The organism is Acidovorax sp. FG48 (assembly GCF_057809085.1).
In genome coordinates this window covers 169,719-186,697 of record NZ_JBMDJH010000009.1, presented here as the reverse complement: position 1 = coordinate 186,697, position 16,979 = coordinate 169,719, and the positions used below count along the sequence as shown (strand labels likewise).

At 65.8% G+C, this 16,979-nt stretch carries 18 protein-coding genes; 13 read left to right on the top strand and 5 right to left on the bottom strand.

Annotation, left to right across the window (positions count from 1 at the left end):
• Positions 1-46: 46 nt before the first annotated feature.
• Positions 47-817, top strand: coding sequence for a hypothetical protein (locus ACODSU_RS14955; protein ID WP_488842826.1), 771 nt, complete (start codon positions 47-49; stop codon positions 815-817).
• A gap of 331 nt (positions 818-1,148) precedes the next feature.
• Positions 1,149-1,844, top strand: a complete 696-nt coding sequence (locus tag ACODSU_RS14950) for a phosphoglycolate phosphatase (RefSeq protein WP_488842825.1) — start codon at positions 1,149-1,151, stop codon at positions 1,842-1,844.
• A 32-nt stretch (positions 1,845-1,876) separates the two neighbouring features.
• On the opposite strand, the gene ACODSU_RS14945 is transcribed toward ACODSU_RS14950, so the two are convergent.
• On the bottom strand, positions 1,877-3,526 hold the full coding sequence (locus ACODSU_RS14945; RefSeq protein WP_488842824.1) for a methyl-accepting chemotaxis protein: 1,650 nt from the start codon (positions 3,524-3,526) through the stop codon (positions 1,877-1,879).
• Positions 3,527-3,811: 285 nt separating this feature from the next.
• Positions 3,812-4,411, bottom strand: a complete 600-nt coding sequence (locus tag ACODSU_RS14940; protein ID WP_060986298.1) for a chalcone isomerase family protein — start codon at positions 4,409-4,411, stop codon at positions 3,812-3,814.
• 361 nt (positions 4,412-4,772) lie between these two features.
• Here ACODSU_RS14940 and trpE point away from each other — a divergent pair, with 361 nt between their 5' ends.
• The 9 genes from trpE to ACODSU_RS14895 all read left to right on the top strand — a co-directional run bounded on the left by trpE (position 4,773) and on the right by ACODSU_RS14895 (position 10,974).
• Positions 4,773-6,272: an anthranilate synthase component I gene (trpE, locus tag ACODSU_RS14935; RefSeq protein ID WP_309828436.1), complete on the top strand. Its 1,500-nt coding sequence runs from the start codon at positions 4,773-4,775 to the stop codon at positions 6,270-6,272.
• Entirely contained in the window at positions 6,269-6,616 is a 348-nt protein-coding gene (locus tag ACODSU_RS14930) for a chorismate mutase (protein WP_488842823.1), read from the top strand. Before trpE ends, ACODSU_RS14930 begins: the two co-directional genes overlap by 4 nt.
• Complete coding sequence (locus ACODSU_RS14925) at positions 6,613-7,200, top strand: aminodeoxychorismate/anthranilate synthase component II (RefSeq protein WP_488842822.1); 588 nt, start codon at positions 6,613-6,615, stop codon at positions 7,198-7,200. The genes ACODSU_RS14930 and ACODSU_RS14925 overlap by 4 nt, the downstream gene beginning before the upstream one ends.
• Entirely contained in the window at positions 7,197-7,868 is a 672-nt protein-coding gene (locus ACODSU_RS14920) for a LysE family translocator (RefSeq protein WP_488804680.1), read from the top strand. Before ACODSU_RS14925 ends, ACODSU_RS14920 begins: the two co-directional genes overlap by 4 nt.
• A gap of 17 nt (positions 7,869-7,885) precedes the next feature.
• A complete protein-coding gene (trpD, locus tag ACODSU_RS14915; protein ID WP_488842821.1) occupies positions 7,886-8,923 on the top strand; it encodes an anthranilate phosphoribosyltransferase in 1,038 nt (345 codons plus the stop codon).
• Between the two features lie 20 nt (positions 8,924-8,943).
• On the top strand, positions 8,944-9,096 hold the full coding sequence (locus ACODSU_RS14910; protein WP_291444337.1) for a hypothetical protein: 153 nt from the start codon (positions 8,944-8,946) through the stop codon (positions 9,094-9,096).
• Entirely contained in the window at positions 9,086-9,889 is an 804-nt protein-coding gene (gene trpC / locus ACODSU_RS14905) for an indole-3-glycerol phosphate synthase TrpC (RefSeq protein WP_291444336.1), read from the top strand. The genes ACODSU_RS14910 and trpC overlap by 11 nt, the downstream gene beginning before the upstream one ends.
• Positions 9,890-9,959: 70 nt before the next feature.
• Complete coding sequence (locus tag ACODSU_RS14900; RefSeq protein ID WP_291444334.1) at positions 9,960-10,676, top strand: uracil-DNA glycosylase; 717 nt, start codon at positions 9,960-9,962, stop codon at positions 10,674-10,676.
• A gap of 28 nt (positions 10,677-10,704) precedes the next feature.
• Positions 10,705-10,974, top strand: coding sequence for a DUF3253 domain-containing protein (locus ACODSU_RS14895; protein WP_015016047.1), 270 nt, complete (start codon positions 10,705-10,707; stop codon positions 10,972-10,974).
• A 13-nt stretch (positions 10,975-10,987) separates the two neighbouring features.
• On the opposite strand, the gene ACODSU_RS14890 is transcribed toward ACODSU_RS14895, so the two are convergent.
• Positions 10,988-11,899: a LysR family transcriptional regulator gene (locus ACODSU_RS14890; RefSeq protein ID WP_488842820.1), complete on the bottom strand. Its 912-nt coding sequence runs from the start codon at positions 11,897-11,899 to the stop codon at positions 10,988-10,990.
• 152 nt (positions 11,900-12,051) lie between these two features.
• Between ACODSU_RS14890 and ACODSU_RS14885 the strand changes: the two genes are divergently transcribed.
• A complete protein-coding gene (locus tag ACODSU_RS14885; protein ID WP_488842819.1) occupies positions 12,052-13,035 on the top strand; it encodes a Bug family tripartite tricarboxylate transporter substrate binding protein in 984 nt (327 codons plus the stop codon).
• A gap of 168 nt (positions 13,036-13,203) precedes the next feature.
• Positions 13,204-14,805 (top strand): gamma-glutamyltransferase family protein, encoded by a 1,602-nt coding sequence (locus ACODSU_RS14880; protein WP_488842818.1) that lies wholly within the window; start codon positions 13,204-13,206, stop codon positions 14,803-14,805.
• Between the two features lie 84 nt (positions 14,806-14,889).
• On the opposite strand, the gene ACODSU_RS14875 is transcribed toward ACODSU_RS14880, so the two are convergent.
• Positions 14,890-15,795: a DMT family transporter gene (locus tag ACODSU_RS14875; RefSeq protein ID WP_488842817.1), complete on the bottom strand. Its 906-nt coding sequence runs from the start codon at positions 15,793-15,795 to the stop codon at positions 14,890-14,892.
• Positions 15,792-16,937: a tRNA preQ1(34) S-adenosylmethionine ribosyltransferase-isomerase QueA gene (queA, locus tag ACODSU_RS14870; RefSeq protein ID WP_488842816.1), complete on the bottom strand. Its 1,146-nt coding sequence runs from the start codon at positions 16,935-16,937 to the stop codon at positions 15,792-15,794. The genes ACODSU_RS14875 and queA overlap by 4 nt, the downstream gene beginning before the upstream one ends.
• Between the last annotated feature and the right edge of the window lie 42 nt (positions 16,938-16,979).

Genomic DNA, 16,979 nt, shown 5'->3' with positions numbered 1-16,979 from the left:
CCTCATGCTCTTCAGGCTACAGTGCTCGGCGGATCGCGGTGGACAGTTGTACAACCTGCACACTGCGCTCATCGTCCACCAAGACATGTCTGCTCCAAGGTCCGGGTTGGTCAGTCAGCTGGCGTTGATGGGGATGAGGACGTTGTCTCAGCAGGTCTTCGCGCACTTCAAGCGCACCTACATCGAGCCTGGACGAAACTTCATCGCTGAAGCACGGGGAGTGCCTGTAGATGCGTTCCTCGGCCAGGCCTTTGCGCATCTACGTGAGGAGGCTTCGCTGGACCCCGGATCCGATCAAGGTGACACAACAATTGCCCGTCGAGTTGCGGCCGCACGGTCCTTTGCCGCGTCGTTCGTCATCTATCAGCTCAGCAATGCACTGCCCCCTAACGGCTCTGGCGTCGGATGTGGTCACTACGATGAAAGCGGTGCCGAAGATGGAGGCAGCATCTCCAGATTGATGAACGACTACGTCTTTGGCCATTGCTTTAGTCCGATCGTCGATGGCGACAACGTGCAGCTGTTCCTCGACCACTGCCTCGCCCACCTGAGCAGCCCCTTCCACACGGGGCGAGACGAAGAGGGCTATGTCGCGACCAAGTCGGGGCTACCAGGTGGGTTGGATCCGAAGGCTATGGGAAGGTATTGGCTGACCCATCGCAATCACATTCTGGGACTTGGCCTCCAAGGCAGCGGGCGATGCGTTTTTTTGCCTAGCTACACGGCGTTCTATCGAGACGATCTCGAGGGGGTTTTTGCCGTGCTCGATGAACTGGCTGAGGAGGCGGTCTCCGCTACGCCTGTTCCAGACGCTTGAGTGTGATCCTCGGACAACTTGGACCTATCAATTCGGATGTATCGCATCCAGGCAGACTTGGCGTTCAGCCCGGATCGGCTGTTGTCCGGGCCGCCGCCATAAACCGGCATACGCTCTCCTGCTGCTAAGACTGCTTCACGCTATTCACGGGAAGCTGGGCCGCTGAATACCAACGGCCGCAATCGCTGCAAAGCCGTCGGCCTGGCCCACATGCAGGTCAGCTTGCGCCAGCATGTGCCGTGGCGGCGGGCAACGTGACCATCGATTGCAAACTCTATTCCGAGGCGCTAGGCCTTACGATCCGAAAAGTTGCAAACTCTATTTCGCATTTGTGAACTTTATTCCGATAGACCACGCCCGTGTGGACGCCGCCATCATCGACCTGGACGGAACCATGGTGGACACCATGGGTGATTTCAACGAGGCCCTGAACCGCATGCTGCGTGAACTGGAGCTGCCGTCGATTGCGGCCCAGACGATTGAGCACATGGTGGGCAAGGGGTCGGAGCATCTGTTGCGATCAGTGCTCAATCACGTTCTGGTGCAGGTCAAACATTCCTCCATTGCTACGGAAATTGAAGCGCTCTACCCGTCAGCTTGGGCCAGCTACCAGCGCCACTACCTCGCCATCAATGGCCAGTATGCCGGGGTGTATGACGGTGTGAAGGCGGGGCTGCAGGCTTTGCAAGCCCGTGGCCTGCGGCTGGCGTGCCTGACCAACAAGCCCCAGGACTTTGCGCTGCCCCTGCTGCAGTCCAAGGGCCTGGATGGGTATTTCGAGAAGGTCTTCGGTGGCGACTCGTTCGAGCGCAAGAAGCCCGACCCGTTGCCATTGCTCAAGACCTGCGAAGCCTTGGGTACCGACCCCGCGCGCACGCTCATGGTGGGCGACTCCAGCAACGATGCGCAGGCCGCGCGGGCTGCCGGCTGCCCGGTGGTGCTGGTCACCTACGGCTACAACCACGGCCAGCCCGTGCGGGCCGTGGACGCCGATGGTTTTGTGGATTCGCTGGCCCAGCTGACCTGAGCCTGCCGGTTCGGTCCGCGGGGCGCTGGCGTTCAGGCGGTCAGCTGGCGCGGCGCCACGTTGCGGTAGTCCAGACGCGACGCTGCAGGGGCACTGCTGCGCACTGGGGCGGGCGCGGAGCTGTTGTGGCGCGTGGCGTTGTCCGAAAGGCGGAACACCGCCACGGCATCCACCAGCTGGCCGGCCTGGGTTTTGAGGCTGTCGGCGGCTGCGGCGCTTTGTTCCACCAGGGCGGCGTTTTGCTGCGTGGCCTGGTCCATCTGCGTGATGGCTTCGCCGACTTGCGAGACGCCCTGGCTCTGTTCGCTGCTGGCGGCGCTGATTTCGCCCATGATGTCAGTCACGCGGCGGATGGCGCTGACCACCTCGGTCATGGTGGCGCCGGCCTTGTCCACCAGGGCCGTGCCGCGCTCCACGCGCTCCACGCTGGTGCCAATCAGGCCCTTGATCTCTTTGGCGGCTTCGGCGCTGCGTTGCGCCAGGCTGCGCACCTCGCCCGCAACCACGGCAAAGCCCCGGCCCTGCTCGCCGGCACGGGCAGCCTCCACGGCGGCGTTCAGCGCCAGGATGTTGGTCTGGAAGGCGATCCCGTCGATCACGCTGATGATGTCGGCGATCTTGCGGCTGCTGTCGTTGATGCCCTTCATGGTGTCTACTACCTCGGCCACCACGTCGCCGCCCTGCTGGGCGACGGTGGATGCGCTCATGGCCAGCTGGTTGGCGGTGCGGGCGTTATCGGCGTTCTGGCGCACGGTGGAGCCCAGCTCTTCCATGGAGGCGGCGGTTTCTTCCAGTGCGCTGGCCTGCTGTTCGGTGCGGGCACTCAGGTCGTTGTTGCCCGATGCAATCTCGGCACTGGCCGTGGCCACGCCCTCGGCGCTGTAGCGCACGTTGCCCACGATGGTGGCCAGGCGTGATTGCATGGTGGACAGTGCCTGGAGCAGCTGGCCGGTTTCATCGTTGCCACTGGCGGTGATGGGGTGGGTCAGGTCGCCATCGGCAATGCTTTCGGCGGCTTGCTGGCCTTGCTGCAAGGGGCGGACGATGGAACGCGTGACGGTCAGGCCCATCAGCGCGCCCAGCGCAACAGCCACCAGCGTGCCCACACCCAGCAGCACCTGGCTGGCCTTGGCCAGGGTTGAGGTGTCGGACTGGCTTTCGGCCAGCTGTGCGGCCATGGTCTTGCGCAGGTCGTCGAGGGACTGGAGGTACTTGTCGGCCAGCGGGCGGAGGTCCTTGTCCACCAGGGCAGGCACGTTGGGCTCGCCGCCGCGGTGCAGTTCCCGGATTTCGTTGAGCTTGTCGTTGTAGGCCTGACGTGCCGTGGCAATCGCAGCCAAAAGGCCCTTGGCCTTGTCGCCTTGCACCAGCGCCTCAATGCGCTTGACCTTGGCTTCCATGCCCTTGGCCGTCGCCTGCGTGTCGGCGGTGAGCTTGTCCATGTAGTCGCGGTCAATGGCCTTGAGGAACGCTTCGGTACGCACCCAGTTCAGGCGGATGTCCGACGCCCAGTCTTCCACCAGGGTCTGCTGCTCGATCTCCTGCGTGGCGACGCGCTCACTGGCACTTTGCAGGCTGGCGATGCGCCACATTCCGGTGGCCGCGATGAGGGCTGTGATGAGCAAGATGGCGCCGAAGGATGCGCTCAGGCGCAGGCCGACGGAAAGGTTGCTGAGTTTCATGGTGGTGTCTGGCGCGAAGGAGGGCAGGGATCACAAGGGGCGTTACAGACGGCTCGTTGCGGGGCGCGGGTAGCGCATAAAACTCGGTTCAGGCCGTGGCCTCGGGCGCTGCGGGTGTGCGCAGCGGGAGGCCGGTTGTCGCGTCGTCGGAAGTCTTAAAGATGGGAAATGGCTGTAGCAAAAAGTAAGAGGCAGGCTACTCCCGGGTAGAGGGCGCGTCTGTCGGACGCGCGACAACTGGGGCCGGGAGAGCGTGGGTGTTTGCCCTAGGGCAAACAGAGCCTTTTAGGACGGGGACTGGGCAGTCTTGCCCAGCAAGGCGTCCTTGAGCTTCCAGTCGGCCGGTGCGTTGCCCAGCCAGATACCCAGCAGCGCGTTGAAGAACTCGGGCTCCTTGAAGGGCTCACCCTGCGGCTTGCCCTTGACAGTGATGATGGTGCCGGTCCCGGGAATCCAGTCGATCTGGAACTGATCGCCCGCCACCAGCTTCTTGTGGTCCGAGAAGATCTGGCTCATGCGCAGTACGCCCGGGATGAGCTTGGAGAACGCCGCGCGGTCCATGTTGTCCTCCATGCCCCGCGAGAACAGCTTGCCCAGCTCGGTGGAGTCGATGTCGCGCAGCATGGTGATGCTCATGCGCTTGGGGCCTTTCTGGGCCATGACGTCGGCAGGTGTGCCGGCTTTCTTTTCAAGATACAGCCCCGCCGTGTACACCTTGAAAACCGCCTTGTAGCGCACCCCGGCACCATTGAGCTGCAGGGTGCTGCCGCTCACGCTGGCGGTTTCTTCGTATTTCACGTCGGCCACGGTCATGGGCTGGGCAACGGCGCTGGCTGCCAGCAGGCATGCACCGGCCATCACAGCCCATCGCGTCAGGAATTTCATGCGCAGCTCCTAAAAAAAGAACGGTCGTTCGTTTCAAATTGTTGCAGCGCTCCCCTCGGGCCGCAACAGGGTTTTCGAGCGGTTGTGCGATCTCGCTGTGAGGGCGGTCAAATCGGTCCGCCAAAAAAGCTTTGCTACACTTTGGCCCATGTTCATTCACCACGTGTTCATCACAGGTTGCAGCGACCGGGGAGCCTGGCCCTGGCGTCAGCCTGTCGCTTTGAACGCCTGATGGCACCTGGGCAATCGCCCCAGCGTGCACCCGTGGCCCCACCCCGATGCGGTGAGGCCGATTGAATGGACCGCAGCGCCCCGCTTTCATGCACAGGGACACGCGCTGCGACAGCTGGGAGCTTTCCCCGTGATCACAGAACTTGAATTCAAAAGCCTGGCCAGCGAAGGCTACAACCGCATTCCGCTCATGGCCGAGGCCTTTGCGGACCTGGAAACCCCGCTCTCGCTCTACCTGAAGCTGGCGCACACCAAGGACGGCGGCAAGCACAGCTTCCTGCTGGAATCGGTGGTGGGCGGTGAGCGCTTCGGGCGCTACAGCTTCATTGGCCTGCCCGCACGCACCCTGCTGCGCGCCAGCGGCTTTGGCAGCCAGGCCAGGACCGAGGTGGTGACCGACGGCCAGGTGGTTGAGACCGCCCAAGGCAACCCGCTCGATTTCATCGAGGCCTACCAAAAGCGCTTCAAGGTGGCTTTGCGCCCCGGCCTGCCGCGTTTTTGCGGTGGCTTGGCCGGTTACTTTGGCTATGACGCGGTGCGCTATATCGAGAAAAAGCTCGAAACCACTTGCCCGCCGGACACGCTGGGATGCCCCGACATCCTGCTGCTGCAGTGCGAGGAGCTGGCTGTCATCGACAACCTCTCGGGCAAGCTCTACCTCATCGTCTACGCCGACCCGGCCCAGCCCGAGGCCTACGCCAAGGCCAAGAAGCGCCTGCGCGACCTGAAGGAGCAGCTCAAATATTCGGTGAGCGCGCCCGTGGTCAAGCCCACCGAAAGCCACCCTGCCCAGCGCGACTTTGCCAAGGCCGACTACCTCGCCGCCGTGGACCGTGCCAAGGAGCTGATCGCGGCCGGCGACTTCATGCAGGTGCAGGTGGGCCAGCGCATCCACAAGCGCTACACCGAATCGCCCTTGTCGCTGTACCGCGCCCTGCGTTCGCTGAACCCCTCGCCGTACATGTACTTCTACGACTTTGGCGACTTCCATGTGGTGGGCGCCAGCCCAGAGATCCTGGTGCGGCAGGAAAAGACCGACGAAGGCACCAAGGTCACCATCCGCCCCCTGGCGGGTACCCGCCCACGCGGCGCCACGCCCGAGAAGGACAAGGCCACCGAGGTCGAACTCATCAACGACCCCAAGGAGCGCGCCGAGCACGTGATGCTGATCGACCTGGCGCGCAACGACATCGGCCGCATCGCCAAGACCGGCACCGTGAAGGTGACCGAGGCCTTTGCGGTGGAGCGCTACAGCCACGTGATGCACATCGTGAGCAACGTGGAAGGCATCCTGCACGACGGCATGACCAGCATGGACGTGCTCAAGGCCACCTTCCCCGCTGGCACGCTGACCGGCGCACCCAAGGTGCACGCCATGGAGCTCATCGACCAGCTCGAACCCACCAAGCGCGGCCTGTACGGCGGCGCCTGTGGCTACCTGAGCTACGCGGGCGACATGGATGTGGCCATTGCCATCCGCACCGGCATCATCAAGAACGGCACACTCTATGTGCAGGCCGCTGCGGGGGTGGTGGCCGATTCGGTGCCCGAGCTGGAATGGAAAGAAACCGAGCACAAGGCCCGCGCACTGCTGCGTGCCGCAGAGCTGGTCGAGGAGGGGCTGGAATGACGTCCTCTGAAACCAAGGCCATTGCCAAAGTGAAGGACTGCACCACCATGCAGGACGTGCGCCGCGAAGTGAACGCGCTGGACGACGTCCTGGTGCCCTTGCTGGTGGAGCGCGTGGGCTACATGACCCAGGCCGCGCGCATCAAGCAAGGCGCTGAGCAGGTGCGCGATGAAGCGCGTATCCAGGCCATCGTGGCCCGCGTGCGCGAACGCGCACAGGCCGAAGGCGGCGACGCCGACGTGATGGAAGCCATCTACCGCAGCCTCATGGAAGCCTGCATTGCCTATGAACACCGCGAGTTCGCCCGTCTGCGCGAGCCCGCCTTGGCCGGGAGCGCCGCATGACAAAACTCTTGATGGTCGATAACTACGACAGCTTCACTTACAACATCGTCCAGTACTTTGGTGAACTGGGCGCCGAGGTGGAGGTGTTCCGCAACGACGAGATCACCGTGGCCGAGATCGATGCGCGCCTGAATGCAGGCCAGCTCGATCGCCTGGTGATTTCGCCCGGTCCTTGCTCCCCCGCCGAGGCAGGCATTTCGGTCGCCGCGATCCAGCACTTTGCTGGCAAGTTGCCCATCCTGGGCGTGTGCCTGGGCCACCAGGCCATTGGCGCAGCCTTTGGCGGCACCATCATCCGCGCGCAAGAGCTGATGCACGGCAAGACCAGCGTTATCACCACCACGCAAAAGGGCGTGTTTGCGGGCTTGCCCGAGAAGTTCACGGTCAACCGTTACCACTCCCTGGCCATCGAGCGCGCCTCTTGCCCCGATGTGCTGGAGGTGACGGCCTGGACCGACGACGGCGAGATCATGGGCGTGCGCCACAAGACCCTGCCCGTCGAAGGCGTGCAGTTCCACCCCGAAAGCATCCTCACCGAACATGGCCACGCCATGCTGAAGAACTTTCTGGAGCAGCGCGCATGAACTTCATCGACGCCCACCAGCTGGTGATGTTCATCGCCGCAGGCTGGCTGCTCAACCTCACGCCCGGGCCTGATGTGCTCTACATCGTGACCAACGCGCTCAAGTCCGGCACGCGTGCTGGCATCGTGGCGGGGCTGGGCATCACGGCCGGGTGCTTTGTGCACATCTTTGCCGCCGCCGTGGGCGTGGGCGCACTGCTGGCCGCATCGGCCACTGCCTTCACCGTGCTCAAGTGGATCGGTGCGGCGTACCTTATGTGGATGGGCGTGCGCATGCTGCTGTCCAAGCCCGGCGCCGACAACGGCAACACGGCTGCACTGGCGGCTGCGCAGGCGGCCCCTGCGCAGCACACGCCGCTGCGCAAAGTGTTCCTCGGTGGCTTCTGGACCAATGTGCTCAACCCCAAGGTGGCGATTTTCTTCCTGGCCTTTGTGCCGCAGTTCATCGCGCCGGGTGCGGACAACAAGGCGCTGGCCTTTGTGCTGCTGGGCGTGCTGTTCAACGTCAACGCCATCCCCGTCAACGTGGGCTGGGCGCTGGCTGCGTCTTGGATGGCGCGCCGCGCCGGGGTGATCCAGCGTGGCATGCACTGGCTGGACCGCGTGGCGGGTGCCATGTTCGTCGGCTTCGGGCTCAAGCTGGCCTTCACAGACCAGCCCTCTGCATAAATACCAGGAGACATTCCATGCCCATTACCCCCCAGGAAGCGCTGCAGCGCACCATCGAGCACCGCGAAATCTTCCACGACGAGATGCTGCACCTGATGCGTCTCATCATGAATGGCGAACTCTCGCCGGTCATGACGGCGTCCATCATCACCGGCCTGCGTGTGAAGAAGGAAACCATCGGCGAGATCACCGCCGCCGCGCAGGTGATGCGCGAGTTCAGCACCAAGGTGCACGTCAAGGACGCGACCCACATGGTGGACATCGTGGGAACGGGCGGCGACGGTGCCAACACTTTCAACATCTCCACCTGCTCGATGTTCGTGGCCGCCGCCGCAGGCGCCAAGGTCAGCAAACATGGCGGGCGCGGCGTGTCGAGCAAAAGCGGCAGCGCTGATGTGATGGAAGCCCTGGGCATCCACATCAACCTCAAGCCCGAGCAGATCGCCCAGTGCATTGCCGACGTCGGCATCGGCTTCATGTTCGCACCCAACCACCACCCCGCCATGAAGAACGTGGCCCCGGTGCGCAAGGAGCTGGGCGTGCGCACCATCTTCAACATCCTGGGCCCGCTCACCAACCCCGCAGGCGCACCCAACATCCTGATGGGCGTGTTCCACCCCGATCTCGTCGGTATCCAGGTGCGCGCACTGCAGCGCCTGGGCGCCGAGCATGCGCTGGTGGTGTACGGCCGCGACGGTATGGACGAAGTGAGCCTGGGCGCTGCCACACTGGTGGGTGAGCTGAAAAACGGCCAGATCACCGAGTACGAAATCCACCCCGAGGACTTTGGCCTGCCGATGGCGAGCAACCGCGCGCTGAAGGTCGAAACGCCTGAGCAATCGCGTGAGATGCTGATCGGCGTGCTCAAGGGCGAGCCCGGCGCTGCGCAGGACATTGTTTGCCTGAACGCAGGCGTGGCCCTGTACGCCGCCAACGTGGCCGAGTCCATCCAGACGGGCATTGCCAAGGCACGCGCTGCGATTGCCTCCGGCGCCGCGCTGGCCAAGCTTGAGCAGGTGGTCACGCGCACGCATGCGCTGGCGGCAGCGGTCTGATACGACGGCCTGACGTAGCCATGTGGCACGACCCTGGCACCTGGATTGCACTGGGCGTCTCTGCCCTGTTCATCGTGGCTGGGGTCGTGATGCACCGCGTGTTCACCCGCATTCTGAAACAGGGCTCCGCCGAGCCCAATGAAACCGACAAGGCAGCCCACCATGAGCAGTGACATCCTCAACAAGATCGTGGCCGTCAAGCACGAAGAAGTGGCCGCCGCCAAAAAGCGCCTGCCGTTCGATGCCATGCGCGCCGATGCCGAGAGCCGCGTGCTCACGCGCGACTTTGAAGGCGCGCTGCGGGCCAAGATCGCCAAGGGCCAGGCGGCAGTGATTGCCGAGATCAAGAAGGCCAGCCCCAGCAAGGGCGTGCTGCGCGCCGACTTTGAGCCGGCCGACATCGCCCAGAGCTACATGGAAGGCGATGGCAAGGTCAGCGCGGCCTGCCTGTCGGTGCTGACCGACCGGCAGTTCTTCCAGGGTCAGCCCGATTACCTCAAGCAGGCCCGCGCCAGCACTACGCTCCCCGTGCTGCGCAAGGACTTCATGGTGGACGCGTACCAGATCTACGAATCGCGCGCGATGGGCGCCGATGCCATCCTGCTGATCGCGGCCTGCCTGGACGATGCCCAGATGGCCGACTTTGAAGCCATCGCCCGTAGCCTGGACATGGCGGTACTGGTGGAGGTGCATGACCGCGCCGAGCTGGAGCGCGCGCTGAAGCTCAAGACCCCGCTGGTCGGCATCAACAACCGCAACCTGCGCACCTTCGAAGTCACGCTGGACACGACCCTGGACATGCTCAAAGACGTGCCCGCCGACCGCCTGCTGGTCACCGAGTCGGGCATCCTGAAGCCTGCCGACGTGAAGACCATGCGCGACGCGGGCGTGCACGCCTTCCTGGTGGGCGAGGCCTTCATGCGCGCCGACGACCCCGGCCTGGCGCTGGCCAAGCTGTTTGCTTGACAGCGAACAATTACTATCTTTTTGATAGCTGTTGGCGCATATATCACCTGCGCTTCCAGCCCATTTCGCCATGAATCCCTCTGAAATGCCCGCCACGCAACTCCAGACGGCCCATCCCGCCGACTGGCCGGTGGCCCCGGGCTGGCAGCCCTTGGTGGACGCGTTCTTTGCCGGCGCGCGTGGGCAGGCACTGCTCGCGTTTTTGCAGGCGCGGTTGCAGGCGGGGGCTGCGATCTTTCCGCCCCAGCCGCTGCGTGCGCTGGAGCTGACGCCGCCCGAGGAGGTGCGCGTGGTCATCCTGGGGCAGGACCCGTACCACGGCCGGGGCCAGGCCGAGGGGCTGGCGTTTTCTGTCGCGCCGGGCGTGCGCCTGCCGCCCTCGCTGCAAAACATCTTCAAGGAAATGCAGCGCGACCTGGGGGTGGCGTTTCCCCCGTTCCCCAACCCCGGCGGCAGCCTGGTCAAGTGGGCCAAAAACGGCGTGCTGCTGCTCAACACCTGCCTGACGGTCGAAGAGGGCCAGGCCGCCAGCCACGCAGGCAAAGGCTGGGAGGTGCTGACCGACACCGTCATCCGCCACGTTGCCGAGGGGCCGCGCCCGGTGGTGTTCATGCTCTGGGGCTCGCACGCCCAGTCCAAGCGGGCGTGGATTCCCGCAGACCGGGGGCACCTGGTGCTCACCTCCAACCACCCCTCGCCGCTGTCGGCACTGCGCCCGCCCGTACCTTTCATTGGCAACGGGCACTTTGGCAAGGCGCGGGATTTTCGCGCGCAGCACGGGTATTGAGCAGGGGTCGCAACACCACGAGTGCGCCATGACCGACGTAGACGTGGAAGCGCAGATCTTCGCCTTGCTCGCACAGCGCAAGCCGCACACGACGATCTGCCCGTCAGAGGTCGCCCGGGCGTTGGCCTCCGAGGGTGGCGCCTGGCGTCAGCACATGCCCCACGTCAGGCAGGTGGCGCAGGCTTTGGCACAGCAGCACCGCTTGCGCGTCACGCGCGGCGGTGTGCTGGTGGATGCCACGGCGCCCGGCGGCCCGATTCGCCTGGGACTCCCGGGTGATGACCCGCATAGCGAATAACCCACGACCAGGGCTACCATGGCTGCGGTAGCCGCTCCTTGAGTAGCTCCAGAAACGCCTGCGCCGCCACCGGCAGGCTGCGCCCGGCCAGGGTCTGGATCTCGATGTCGCGCAGGTCCATGCCGGGGTCGCTGATGGGCAGGGCCACGATGGCGCCTTCGGCCACCAGGTGGCGCACGGCGATCTCGCTGGCCACGGACAGTCCGCCGCCCAGCTGCACAAAGTTGACCACCGTCTTGGCGTGGTTGCTGATGAGCACGGCTTCGAGCTGCAGGCCCTGGCGGCTGCAGACGATGTCGATCATCTGGCGCACCGTGGTTTCGGCCGGGGGCAGGGCCAGCGGGTAGGCGGCCATCTGCGCCAGGGTCACGCTGCCTGCGCTGGCTAGTGGGTGGCCGGGCGGCAGCAGGGCCAGCACGGGGGCGCTTTGGCGGTAGGCCACGTCGATGTCCCTGTGCGGCGCGCGGCTGAAGCACAGGCCGATGTCGGCCGCGCCGCTGCGCACGGCGTCCGGGACCTGGGCCGTGGGCAGGGCGATCACGCTGAACTGCACCCCGGCATAGGTGCGCTGGAACTCCACGCACAGGCGTGGCACCAGCTCGTTGGCAAATGCGTCGGACGTGGCCAGGCGCACCTGCCCGGCCCGCAGGCCCTGCAGCGCACCGATCTCGCCCAGCGCACGCTCGGCGTCCAGCAGGGTGCGGCGCGCGTGCACGGCCAGGATCTCGCCCGCCGCTGTCAGCACCATGCCGCGCGGGTGGCGCTCGAACAGGGGCGTGCCCAGTTGCGCCTCCAGCCCCGCGATCTGGCGACTCAGCGCCGAGGCGGCCACATGCAGCCGGGCCGAGGCCTCGGTGAGCGAGCCGCTCTGCGCCACGGCCAGAAAGTAGCGCAGGGTGGTGTCTTGCAGCAGGTGGGGGCGCATGGGTGACGGAGTCGGGAGCGAGGCTGGCAGTATGCGTCGGTTTGCCGTGACGGCAAAGCAGCTTGCTGAAATGCTGGTGGTCAAGCAAGGCGCAGCTTTCTAAGATGGTTCCATCCTTTGTTGTCTCCGATTTCTTTGCGGGAGTGCTCTGTATGCGTCTACTTTCCTGGGGCCGTGGTGTCTGGGGCCTGGCCGGCCTGCTGGTGCTGGCGTCTGCCGCGCAGGCACAAGCCAACTGGCCGGACCGCCCTGTGCGGGTGATCGTGCCCTTCCCGGCCAGCGGCGCGACCGACCTGGTGGCGCGCGTGGTCACGCAGCGTGTGGCGGCCGACCTGGGCCAGCAACTGGTGGTGGACAACAAGCCCGGCGCGGGCGGCACTCTGGGCACGGCCGAGGCGGCCAAGGCCGCACCCGACGGCTACACGCTGCTGCTGACCACCAGCAGCACGCACGCCATCTCGCCGCACCTGATGCCCAAGCTGGCCTACGACCCGCGCAAAGACTTCACGCCCGTGGCCCATGTGGCCGACGCACCCAGCGTGCTGCTGGTCACCAACTCGCTGCCGGTCAAGACCGTGGGCGAACTGATTGCCTATGCCAAGGCCCACCCCGGCAAGCTCAACTACGCCACCAGCGGCAACGGCACCATCGTGCACCTGAACACGGCGGCCTTCAGCGCCCAGGCGGGTGTGGAGATGACGCACATCCCCTACAAGGGCACGGCCCTGGCCATCCCCGACCTGATTGCCGGGCAGACCCATGTGCTGTTCGACTCGCTCCCCACTGGCATGCCCCACGCCAAGGCGGGCCGCCTGCGCGCCATCGCGGTGACCAGCGAAAAGCGCAGCACCCTGGCGCCCGAGCTGCCCACGCTGGCCGAGTCCGGTCTGCCCGGTTATTCGTCGGTGACCTGGTTTGGGGTGTACCTGCCTGCGGGCGCATCGCCCGCGCTGGTCGAGAAGGTGCACAAGGCCTTTGCCAAGGCCGTGCAGGCGCCTGAAGTGGCCGAGAGCCTGGCCAAGCTGGGCGTGGAGCCCGCTGCGCCGCGTACGCCCGCGCAGTTCGCCAGCATGGTGCAGGCCGACAGCAACCGCTGGGCGGCGGTGATTCGCCAGCACAAAATAACCCTGGAGTGACATCCCCCTGAGCGGCTTTGCCGCTTCCCCCTTCTCTCGAATGGCGTTGCCATTCGGGAAGGGGGACGACGCCCTCGGTGCGGGGCGGCCCTTCCTCGGCGTCCCTCGCTTTGCGCCGCGCCGGTTTCATGCAGCCCGCCCTGTGCGGGGCAACAGAGTCAGAACGCTATGAATACCCCATCCCTCGACTGGTCCCTTCCCTACGCCTCCAACCGCAGCGCGGTCATGGGCCGCAATGTGGTTTCCACCTCGCAGCCGCTGGCCGCACAAGCGGGCCTGCGCATGCTGCTGGCGGGTGGCAATGCGGTGGATGCGGCCATTGCCGCCGCCATGGCGCTCACGGTGGTGGAGCCCACGGGCTGCGGCCTGGGCAGCGACGGGTTTGCCATCGTGTGGGATGGCAAGGAGCTGCACGGTTTGAATGCCTCGGGCCGCTCGCCTGCGGCGTGGACGCCTGAATACTTCGAAAAGCTGGGCGGCATTCCTGAAACCGGCTGGAACGCCGTCACCGTGCCGGGCGCCGTGTCGGCCTGGGTGGCGCTGTCCAAGCGCCTGGGCAAGCTGCCGTTTGCGCAGTTGGCCCAGCCCGCCATCGACTACGCGCGCAACGGCTTTCCGGTGTCGCCCACCATCGCCCGCCTGTGGGCGCTGGGCGCGGCCAAGCTGGGCACGCAGCCCGGGTTTGCCGAGTGCTTCATGCCGAATGGTCGGGTGCCAAAGGCGGGTGAAGTCTTTCGCAGTGAAGCCCATGCGCGCACGCTGGAGCTGATTGCCGAAACCGAGGGCGAGGCCTTCTACCGGGGCGTGATTGCCGAACGCATTGCCGCCCATGCGCAAGCCAACGGCGGCGCGATGACGATGGCCGACCTGGCCGCACACCAGGCCGACTGGGTGGGCACCATCCAGCAGCGGTTTGGTGACTCGGTCATCCACGAGATTCCGCCCAACGGCCAGGGCATTGCCGCGCTGATGGCGCTGGGCATGCTCGACGCGCATGGCATTGGCAAGCACCCGCTGGACGACGTGGAAACCGTGCACGCCAGCATCGAGGCCATGAAGCTTGCTTTTGCCGACCTGCACCAGTACAACGCCGACATTGACGCCATGCACGTCAAGCCCGATGCGCTGCTGGACCCCGACTACCTGCGCAGCCGCGCTGCGCTGATCGACACCACGCGCGCTGGCGACCCTGGCTACGGCGCGCCACGCCCCGGCGGCACGGTGTACCTGGCGGCGGCCGATGCGTCCGGCATGATGGTCTCGTTCATCCAGTCCAACTACATGGGCTTTGGCTCGGGCGTGGTGGTCCCGGGCACGGGCATCAGCCTGCAGAACCGGGGCCACGGCTTCAACCTGACTCCGGGCCATGCCAACCAAGTGGCGCCGCGCAAGCGCCCCTCGCACACCATCATCCCGGCCTTTACCATGCATGCCGACGGCACGCCGCAGATGGCCTTTGGCGTGATGGGCGGCCCCATGCAAAGCCAGGGCCACACCCAGATGGCGCTGCGCGTGCTGCGCTACGGCCAGAACCCGCAGGCGGCGGCCGATGCGCCCCGCTGGCGCGTGACGGGTGGCAAGGGCGTGGCCGTGGAGCCAGGCTTTGACCCCGCCGTGGTCGCCGCGCTGCGCGCGCGCGGGCACGAGGTGACGGTGGAAGAGGGCAACGGCGTGTTCGCTTTTGGCGGCGCCCAGCTGGTGCTGAAGAACGGCAACAGCTACATCGCAGGCTCGGACCCGCGCAAGGACGGGCACGCGGTGGCGTTCTGATCCATGCCCAGGTGGCGGGCTTGATGCTATTGAATATGTAGCTTTTCAGGCATATTGCACTGGCGCTACCGGCTGTTTTGGTGCCTAACGGGTCTCGCGCACGGTCAGCCACGCGCTGGCCGCGCCGCTGAGCACGATGGCCGTAATGCCCGCCATGGACCACGCATCGGGCACATGGCGGTACACCAGCCAGCCTGCCAGCATGGCAAACCCGATCTGCGAATACAAAAACGGCGCAATCGTCACCGGCGTGGTGCGTGCATAGGCGTTGAGCAGCAGCATGTGGCCCACCGCGCTCGACAGGCCCATGGTGAACATGCCCGCCCACATCCACGGGTCACTCACCGGCTGCCAGAAGAACGGCACGCCCAGCGACACCAGCGCGGTGGCGATCCAGCTGGTGTAGAGCTGCGTGGTGGCAGGGCTCTCCTGGCCCGCCATCTTGCTGCTAAGTACCTGGTAGCCAGTGCCCGAAGCCAGCATGCACAGCGGCCACAGCAGCGCCCAGGTGAATGCCTCGCCGCCGGGCCGGATGATGGCGAGCGCGCCCGCCAGCCCGGCTACCACCAGCAACCAGCGCAAAGGGCTTACAGGCTGGTGCAGCCACAGGGCCGCCACCACCGTCACGCACAGGGGCACCGTCGCCACGATGGCCGTGAACTCTGCCAGCGGCAGGGCGGTGAGGCTGATGAAGCCGAACAGGCTGGTCATGGCGAACAGCGCGCCCCGCAGGGCCTGGAAGCGGGGCTGCGTGGTGCGCAGCGCCGAGCGCCCCGCGCGCTGCAGCACAAAGGCCGTGGTCAGCAGCGACTGGAACACGTAACGCATCCACAGCGCCATGACGATGGGCACGCCCACGCTGACCAGCTTGCTGGCGGTGTCCAGCAAGGCAAAGAAAGCGCAGGCCACCACGGCCAGCGCGATGCCTGCCAGCGCCGCACGCCGGCGGGCTGCAGGGCTGGTCGACGACGCAGGGCCTGAGGAACTCACGGCGTGCCGCGCGCACGCTCCAGCAGCATGGCGTCGCCATAACTGAAGAAGCGGTACTGCTGCGCAATGGCGTGCCGGTACAGGCCCATGATGTGGGCATAACCCGCAAACGCGCTCACCAGCATCATCAGCGTGCTCTTGGGCAGGTGGAAGTTGGTGATCAGCACATCCACCACCTGGAAAGCAAAGCCCGGTGTGATGAAGATGTTGGTGTCGCCAGAGGCCTGGCCCGTCTTCGCCCAGGATTCGAGTGTGCGCACGGTGGTGGTGCCCACGGCCACCACGCGGCCGCCGTGCTGGCGGCAGCGCTCCAGCGCGGCCAGCGTGGCCAGCGGAATCTCGTACCACTCGCTGTGCATCTGGTGCTCGGCCAGGTTCTCGGTCTTGCAGGGTTGGAAGGTGCCTGCGCCCACGTGCAACGTGACGCTGGCGCGATCGACGCCGCGTGCGGCCAGGTCGGCCAGCACGCCTTCGTCAAAGTGCAGTGCGGCCGTGGGCGCGGCCACGGCGCCGGGGTTGCGGGCAAACACGGTCTGGTAGCGCTGGCTGTCTTCGGCCTCGTCGGGGTCGTGGTCGCTGTTTTGGTGGCGCTCGATGTAGGGCGGCAGCGGCAGGTGGCCGTGGCGGTCCATCAGCTCCCAGGGCGACTCGCCCGCCGGGCCGTGCAGCGCAAAGCGGAACAGCGGTCCGTCTTCGGTGGGCCAGCGGCCCAGCAGCTGCGCGTCAAAGCCGCCCGCCTGGCGGCCGCCGGCCATGTGCACCACGCTGCCAGGCAGGGGCTTCTTGCTGACCTTCATGTGGGCCACGACTTCGTTACCCGGGTTGCCCGCCTCGGCGGGCAGCACGCGCTCGATCAGCAACTCCAGCTTGCCGCCACTGGCCTTCTCGCCAAAGATGCGCGCCTTGACCACGCGCGTGTCGTTGAAGACGAGCAAATCGCCTTCGCGCAGCAGGCCGGGCAGTTCGCGAAAGATGCGGTCCACCGGTTGCATGGCGCGGCCGTCGAGCAGGCGCGAGGCGCTGCGTTCGGGCGCGGGGTGCTGGGCAATGAGTTCGGGGGGCAGCGAAAAGTCGAAGTCGCTGAGGGTGAACACGCGGGGAGCGTGGGGCGCGCTGGCTGCGCCGGAGGAAAGATCAGTCATCGTGCTTGAGGGCCGAACGGGCCCGTGCCAAGGTAAAAATTG

What these genes read in the sequence shown, in the direction of transcription:
- ACODSU_RS14930 (WP_488842823.1), top strand. Translation starts at nt 6,269, where the DNA reads ATGACGTCCTCTGAAACCAAGGCCATTGCCAAAGTGAAGGACTGCACC.
- ACODSU_RS14945 (WP_488842824.1), bottom strand. Translation starts at nt 3,526, where the DNA reads ATGAAACTCAGCAACCTTTCCGTCGGCCTGCGCCTGAGCGCATCCTTC.
- ACODSU_RS14890 (WP_488842820.1), bottom strand. Translation starts at nt 11,899, where the DNA reads ATGCGCCCCCACCTGCTGCAAGACACCACCCTGCGCTACTTTCTGGCC.
- ACODSU_RS14925 (WP_488842822.1), top strand. Translation starts at nt 6,613, where the DNA reads ATGACAAAACTCTTGATGGTCGATAACTACGACAGCTTCACTTACAAC.
- ACODSU_RS14880 (WP_488842818.1), top strand. Translation starts at nt 13,204, where the DNA reads ATGAATACCCCATCCCTCGACTGGTCCCTTCCCTACGCCTCCAACCGC.
- trpD (WP_488842821.1), top strand. Translation starts at nt 7,886, where the DNA reads ATGCCCATTACCCCCCAGGAAGCGCTGCAGCGCACCATCGAGCACCGC.
- trpC (WP_291444336.1), top strand. Translation starts at nt 9,086, where the DNA reads ATGAGCAGTGACATCCTCAACAAGATCGTGGCCGTCAAGCACGAAGAA.
- ACODSU_RS14885 (WP_488842819.1), top strand. Translation starts at nt 12,052, where the DNA reads ATGCGTCTACTTTCCTGGGGCCGTGGTGTCTGGGGCCTGGCCGGCCTG.
- ACODSU_RS14895 (WP_015016047.1), top strand. Translation starts at nt 10,705, where the DNA reads ATGACCGACGTAGACGTGGAAGCGCAGATCTTCGCCTTGCTCGCACAG.
- ACODSU_RS14910 (WP_291444337.1), top strand. Translation starts at nt 8,944, where the DNA reads ATGTGGCACGACCCTGGCACCTGGATTGCACTGGGCGTCTCTGCCCTG.
- ACODSU_RS14940 (WP_060986298.1), bottom strand. Translation starts at nt 4,411, where the DNA reads ATGAAATTCCTGACGCGATGGGCTGTGATGGCCGGTGCATGCCTGCTG.
- queA (WP_488842816.1), bottom strand. Translation starts at nt 16,937, where the DNA reads ATGACTGATCTTTCCTCCGGCGCAGCCAGCGCGCCCCACGCTCCCCGC.
- ACODSU_RS14920 (WP_488804680.1), top strand. Translation starts at nt 7,197, where the DNA reads ATGAACTTCATCGACGCCCACCAGCTGGTGATGTTCATCGCCGCAGGC.
- ACODSU_RS14900 (WP_291444334.1), top strand. Translation starts at nt 9,960, where the DNA reads ATGAATCCCTCTGAAATGCCCGCCACGCAACTCCAGACGGCCCATCCC.